This is a genomic window from Clostridium luticellarii (assembly GCF_002995845.1).
Classification (GTDB): domain Bacteria; phylum Bacillota; class Clostridia; order Clostridiales; family Clostridiaceae; genus Clostridium_B; species Clostridium_B luticellarii.
Genome location: NZ_PVXP01000042.1, coordinates 22,922 through 29,540, shown reverse-complemented (window position 1 = coordinate 29,540; position 6,619 = coordinate 22,922). Strand labels below are relative to the sequence as shown.

Below are 6,619 nucleotides of genomic sequence, written 5' to 3'. Positions count from 1 at the left end.
ATATAATATTTATTTGTAATGAATATTAATAAACATATTTTATAAAAACATATTGACTTATCATGTAGATGATGATAAGATAAATACGTAAATTTAATAAATTCTTTAGAAGAACATTCGTATAATCTTGATAAAATATGGTTCAAGAGTTTCTACCAGGGGGCCTAACCTCTGACTATGAGTGGATTCCGTGAAGAAAATATTTTAATTATTTTCTAATTTGGATTATACTATAATTCATGTTAGAAATTTTTTATTTTGGAGGTATCAACATGGAAGTTGAAAGATCTAAGCTGGATTCATTTTTTAAGTTAACTGAGAACCACACCAATGTAAGGACAGAAATTTTAGCAGGAGTAACTACTTTTATTACCATGGCCTATATAATTTTTGTAAATCCAAGCATACTTATGCAGGCCGGTATGAACAGTAAAAATCTTATGGGAGATGCAGCTGTTAAGGCTGGACTTTCCGCAATTAATGATCCTGTGGTTGCATCGATATTTGTAGCAACTTGTATAGCAGCAGCTATTGGAACTTTTGTCATGGCACTTTATGCAAATCTTCCTTTTGCACAGGCACCGGGAATGGGACTTAATGCATTTTTTACCTACAGTGTTTGTATAGGAATGGGATACAGATGGCAGCAGGCTCTGGCAGCAGTTCTTGTTTCAGGAATAATATTTATAATAATTACTGTTACATCTATAAGAGAAAAAATTGTAGATGCCCTTCCCTATAATTTAAAATTGGCCATATCAGGTGGTATTGGACTTTTTATAGCTCTTATAGGCCTTAAAAATGCAGGAATCGTGGTATCTGATCCTTCTACACTGGTTGCCTTTGGGAAATTGACAACATCACATGTGCTGCTTTCAATCATAGGTATTTTAATTACTGCTGTGCTTATGGCCAGGAAAGTTAAAGGTTCCATACTCATCGGTATAATTTTAACTACTATAATTGGAATACCCTTTGGAGTAACCCGTACTTCCGGCATACAGCTTATAAGTGCTCCGCCTTCCCTTTCACCTACATTTTTTGCCTTTGATTTTAAGGGACTTATGGGAATAGGGCAGGCAGGTATAGTAGGTGCTGTTACCAGTTTAATCATGATAATCATAACTTTTACCCTGGTAGATCTATTTGATACCATAGGTACTCTTGTGGGAACGGCTGAAAAAGCTGGAATGGTAGATGAAAATGGAAAAGTTAAAAATATGCACAAGGCACTTTTGTCAGATGCACTGGCAACTACAATAGGTTCGCTGCTTGGAACCAGTACGGTAAATACATATGTTGAATCCACTGCCGGTGTTACAGCAGGAGGAAGAACAGGACTTACATCTTTTACTGTGGGAATATTGTTCATATTGTCATTGTTCTTTTCAGGACTTGTGGGAATAGTTCCAACTGAAGCTACGGCACCAGCACTTATAATCGTAGGTGCACTTATGATAGGAGTGGTTACCAAGATAGATTTCAGTGACTTTACAGAGGCACTTCCTGCATTTTTTGCCATAGCATTTATGCCTTTTAGTTACAGTATAGCTAATGGTATTGCAGCAGCCATAATATTTTATCCTATAGTTAAAGTAGCTACCGGAAAATATAAAGAAGTACATCCAATAGTATATGTACTTGCAGCACTTTTCATATTTAGATTTGCCATGCTCTAATTAAATTATCAAAGTTCAAAGTATGAATATCAATTAATGAAGATTTCCGGCGCAGCCGAAAATCAACTGAATTTGATATTTGTTCTTTGAACTTTTTACTTTATAAAGCTGTTTGCATGAAGGTTGAAATTTTCTCCAGTATAAGCTATGATATTGTAAACAATAGGTGATGGGTGGTTTTTGGATGAGTAAAAAACTTAAATTTATAGTATGTTTTATCACTGTAGCATTTGTAACAGTGCTGTTGACGGAGTTTCAAGTAGTTTTTTTTGGAGAAAATGCAGCACCTGAAAAATCGGATTGTATAATTGTATTGGGCTGCAGAGTATACGGTACCAGTCCAAGTCCATTTTTAGTGTGGAGATTAAATAGAGGATTAGAGCTTTATAATAAGGGATATGGGAAATATATTATTGTATCCGGGGGAAAGGGAGAAGGAGAGAATATATCCGAGGCAGAAGCTATGAAAACATATTTGATATCCAGGGGAATGGATGGTTCAAAAGTAATAGCGGAAGATAAATCTGCATCCACCATGGCCAATTTGATAAACTCAAAAAAGATAATGGATCAGATGGGGTTTAAAGATGCCGTGATAATATCCAACAAATATCATTTGAAGAGGGCATCTCTCATGGCTCAAAGTCAGCATATAGATGCAACCTACTCAGGAGTATTTGTATCCTCCTATAAAAAGCATGAAATTATAGGTTACATCAGAGAGATACCTGCCATGTGGAAATATTATTTTCTAAAATTGAGTTAAATGGAAAACAGTTTGTGTTGAGTGTAAAAATTGTACCTCATAACAGAAGTTATGAGGTACAATTTTTAGTCTACAAAACTATTCCAATAATTTGTGTAGTCAAGTACTACTGAGTCTGATTTTGCCTCTTTTATATTATAATGATAAGCTAATTCTTTTATGAAATCTTTTGCTGACAATCCGGATTTAGAAATTAAATCTTCAATCTGTTCTTGTAGATCTTCAGGTATCTTGGAAAAACAGGAAGTAGTATTCATTTTAATAAATCCCCCTATATAATATTAATATAGTATATGCTATATATCACTGCAAGGTGATATATAACTCATATTACACATTAAATGTATCATTTTGCACGCAAAATGTCAATAAAGAATAGTCCATTATCTATGTTAAGGATTTTAAAAAGTTTACTGTGTATTCTGCCATTAATTTATGACCTAATATTGAAGGATGAAGTCCATCTACAAATAGATGATGGACATTTGTGTCTTTTGAGTTTTCCATAAAACAATTGTAGTAATCTATGTAATGGAGCTTATTTTTGTCACAAAACTCTATTGCCCAGTTTCTGTAATCTTCTTGAATTTTATTTATTTTCTTATAATCAAGAGTGCCATCCCATTTTTTTTCAGCCATGGTTTTGTTTATGGCAGGTTCTATGCCCATTATTGGAATTATGCTTGAATTTAAAGCTTCTTTTACGATCAAAGTCAAATTGTCTGTCACCATTTTTAAAGGTCTATTGCTCATAAAATCATTGCTTCCTCCCGTGATTATTACATAATTGGGATGGCTTTTTACTACATCTTCATAAAAGCGGGATAACATTCCAGAAGTGGTATCTCCATTTGCGCCTTTATTTAATACCTCCATCTGGAGAGATTCTTTTATAAGCCACACCCAACTGCAATTTGAGGGAACGCCATATCCAAAAGTTAAACTGTCTCCTATGCACACTAATTTCATTTTGAGTACCTCCTTGTTTTATACGTTTTTTAGGATTGATGGGCTATTTGCCAATAATGTTCGATATGATACGAATATTATTCACATAAATGATTATACAATTTCAATTTATACGAATATTACAAGATAAATTGAACATAATATATTGAATTATATAATTTCCTATGTTAATATAATTATATCAGAAACAAATACAAATGGAGTATCCATATAATCTTAATAATCTGGTTTAGGAGTTTCTACAGGAAACCGTAAATTTCCCGTCTATGGATAAATTTAATTTAAATTTGTGTATTTTTACATCAAATTTTAAATTTGTTATTTTTAAGACCCCTGAAATTTATGGTTGTAGATTTTCAGGAGCTTTTTTATTAGAATTTATTCAGGAGCTTATTCAAATATCAGAGTTCAGAGTTCAAATATCAAATTTAGTTGATTTTCGGTACATCCGAAAATCTTCATTAATTGTGAATTGTAAACTGTGAACTGTGAGTTGTAAAGGGAGGATATATTTATGAAAGTAGCAATTATATTTGGCAGCAGTTCTGATATTGACAAGATGAAAGGTGCAGCTAAAGCTTTGAAAGAATTCGATATACAATATGAGGCTTATATTCTATCGGCCCACAGAGTTCCCGAAAAACTTTTGGAAACTGTAAAAAGGCTGGAGAAGGAAGGCTGTGAATGTATAATTTCAGGTGCAGGTCTTGCAGCACATCTTCCAGGAGTTATTGCAGCAAACACCACACTGCCGGTTATAGGAGTTCCGCTCAATGCAGCTGTTGAAGGGCTTGATTCCTTGTTTTCAATAGTGCAGATGCCTAAATCAATACCCGTAGCTACAGTTGGCATAAACAACAGCTATAATGCGGGTATGCTTGCAGTGGAGATTTTAGCACTTAAATATTCTGAAATTAAGAATAAATTAGCTCAGTATAGAAAAAATATGAAAGAAAAATTTATAAATGAAAATGGAAAAGGAGTGGAATTATAAGATATGGAAAAGGGAAAGATGATCTACGAGGGAAAAGCAAAAAAAGTATATGAAACTGATGACAAGGACAGAGTTGTAATTTATTATAAAGATGATGCTACAGCTTTTAACGGACAGAAAAAAGGACAGATTTCAGACAAAGGTGTGATGAACAATACAATTACTTCAATGCTGTTTGAACTTCTTGAAAAACATGGGGTACAGACTCATTTTGAAAAAAAATTAAGTGACAGGGAACAGCTCTGCAAAAAAGTAAATATAATTCCACTGGAGGTAATAGTCAGAAATGTGGCAGCTGGAAGTATGGCAAAAAGGCTGGGACTGAAAGAAGGAACTCCTCTTAAGACTACAGTTTATGAATTGAGCTATAAAAATGATGAGCTGGGCGATCCTCTTATAAATGATTATCATGCAGTTGGAATTGGAGCTGCTACCTTTGAAGAGCTAAAGACCATATATAGTATGACGGAAAAAGTGAATGATGTTTTGAAGGAATTCTTTCTGAAACAGGGAATAAAACTGATAGATTTCAAAATTGAATTCGGAAAATTTAATGGTAAAATACTTTTGGCTGATGAAATATCACCGGACACCTGCAGGCTGTGGGATGCAAAAACAAATGAAAAATTGGATAAAGACAGATTCAGAAGAGATTTGGGTAATGTTAAGGAAGCCTATGAGGAAATATTGAAGAGAATAAGCAATAATTAGGTTAAATTCTTATTTTATGGGTATAAAAGGAGAGAATTTTATGTGCACTTTAAATGATAAATTTAATACCTGTTCCTGTATTGATCTAGAAGAAGATAAATTTAAAGATGAATGCGGCGTATTTGGTATATTTTCTAAAAACGATCTGGATGTGGCATCTCTCACTTATTATGGACTGTATGCCCTGCAGCATAGGGGACAGGAAAGTGCAGGAATTGTAGTTTCAGATGGAAAAGAATTTAAATACCATAAGGGAATGGGACTTGTTTCAGATGTATTTGACAGAAAGCTGCTGGAGGGTTTGAAGGGACAAAGTGCTATAGGCCACGTAAGATATTCTACAGCAGGATCCAGTACCTTAAACAATGCTCAGCCCCTTATAGTAAAATATAAACTGGGATCCATTGCCATAGCACATAACGGCACTTTGGTCAATGCAGATGTGATAAGGGCACTTCTTGAAGATGCAGGTTATATTTTTCAGACTTCTGTGGATTCAGAGGTTGTATTAAGTCTTATTGCCCGGGAAGCCAAAAAGGATATAGGCAAGGCTGTAGTGGATGCAGTTCAGGCTGTGAAAGGTTCTTATGCCATTGTAATTTTGACGGAAGATAAGCTCATAGGTGTAAGGGACCCAAATGGGATAAGGCCCCTCTGCATAGGAGAGTTAAACGGTGATTATATACTGTGTTCTGAAAGCTGTGCACTGGATTCTATAGGTGCGGATTTTGTAAGGGATGTAGCCCCGGGAGAGATTGTCATAATAGACAAAGATGGAATGAAATCCATAAATTTTGCTGAAAAGACAAAATGTGAAACCTGTTCTTTCGAGTATATATATTTTGCAAGACCGGACAGTACTATAGATGGAATAGATGTCTATACTTCCAGAATCAAGGCAGGGAGAATACTTTATGAGGAAAATCCGGCAGAAGCAGATGTGGTAATAGGTGTTCCGGATTCAGGAATACCAGCTGCTCTTGGATATTCGGAGGCATCAGGTATTCCCTATGCCATAGGTTTTATAAAAAATAAATATGTGGGGAGGACCTTCATATCACCCTCCAAGGAGCTCAGATCCAGGGCTGTAGCTGTAAAATTAAACCCGCTTAAGGTAAATGTGGAGGGCAGGAGAGTTGTAATAGTAGATGACTCCATAGTGAGGGGAACTACCAGCAGAAAACTTGTAGAGATACTGAGGAGAGCTGGAGCTAGAGAAGTTCACTTCAGAGTTAGTTCTCCTGTTGTAAAATATCCCTGCTATTTTGGTATTGACACTCCCTATAGGGAAGATCTTATAGGTGCCAATGCAAGTATAGAAGAAATCAGGGAAGAAATAGGAGCAGACAGCCTGGGATATATTAGTATAGATGGTATTTTGAAATCTTTAGACTGCAGTGGTGAAAGAGGGTATTGTGTAGGATGTTTCAGCGGAATTTACCCTATATCTGCACCTATGGAAAAAGATAAAAATTATTTAGAGTAAAGGATGGTTTTAGA

General features: G+C 35.0%; 7 protein-coding genes and 2 riboswitches. Of the genes, 5 read left to right on the top strand and 2 right to left on the bottom strand.

The genetic code is table 11. The features are described 5' to 3' along the window. Positions 1-97 precede the first annotated feature (97 nt). Positions 98-198: riboswitch (purine riboswitch) on the top strand. 74 nt (positions 199-272) lie between these two features. Continuing rightward, positions 273-1,679, top strand: coding sequence for an NCS2 family permease (locus CLLU_RS12690; protein ID WP_106010156.1), 1,407 nt, complete (start codon positions 273-275; stop codon positions 1,677-1,679). Between the two features lie 184 nt (positions 1,680-1,863). Further along, positions 1,864-2,445, top strand: coding sequence for a YdcF family protein (locus CLLU_RS12685; protein ID WP_106010155.1), 582 nt, complete (start codon positions 1,864-1,866; stop codon positions 2,443-2,445). Between the two features lie 65 nt (positions 2,446-2,510). Here CLLU_RS12685 and CLLU_RS12680 read toward each other — a convergent pair whose 3' ends face one another. Continuing rightward, positions 2,511-2,702: a hydrolase gene (locus CLLU_RS12680; protein ID WP_106010154.1), complete on the bottom strand. Its 192-nt coding sequence runs from the start codon at positions 2,700-2,702 to the stop codon at positions 2,511-2,513. A 130-nt stretch (positions 2,703-2,832) separates the two neighbouring features. Beyond that, complete coding sequence (locus tag CLLU_RS12675; RefSeq protein WP_106010153.1) at positions 2,833-3,414, bottom strand: GDSL-type esterase/lipase family protein; 582 nt, start codon at positions 3,412-3,414, stop codon at positions 2,833-2,835. A gap of 186 nt (positions 3,415-3,600) precedes the next feature. Next, positions 3,601-3,701: riboswitch (purine riboswitch) on the top strand. A gap of 227 nt (positions 3,702-3,928) precedes the next feature. Here CLLU_RS12675 and purE point away from each other — a divergent pair. Genes purE through purF form a run of 3 tightly spaced genes read left to right on the top strand, consistent with a single transcriptional unit; the run spans position 3,929 to position 6,605 of the window. Continuing rightward, positions 3,929-4,408, top strand: coding sequence for a 5-(carboxyamino)imidazole ribonucleotide mutase (purE, locus tag CLLU_RS12670; protein ID WP_106010152.1), 480 nt, complete (start codon positions 3,929-3,931; stop codon positions 4,406-4,408). 3 nt (positions 4,409-4,411) lie between these two features. Next, positions 4,412-5,119, top strand: a complete 708-nt coding sequence (gene purC, locus CLLU_RS12665) for a phosphoribosylaminoimidazolesuccinocarboxamide synthase (RefSeq protein WP_106010151.1) — start codon at positions 4,412-4,414, stop codon at positions 5,117-5,119. Positions 5,120-5,159: 40 nt separating this feature from the next. Beyond that, a complete protein-coding gene (purF, locus tag CLLU_RS12660; protein WP_106010150.1) occupies positions 5,160-6,605 on the top strand; it encodes an amidophosphoribosyltransferase in 1,446 nt (481 codons plus the stop codon). Positions 6,606-6,619 lie beyond the last annotated feature (14 nt).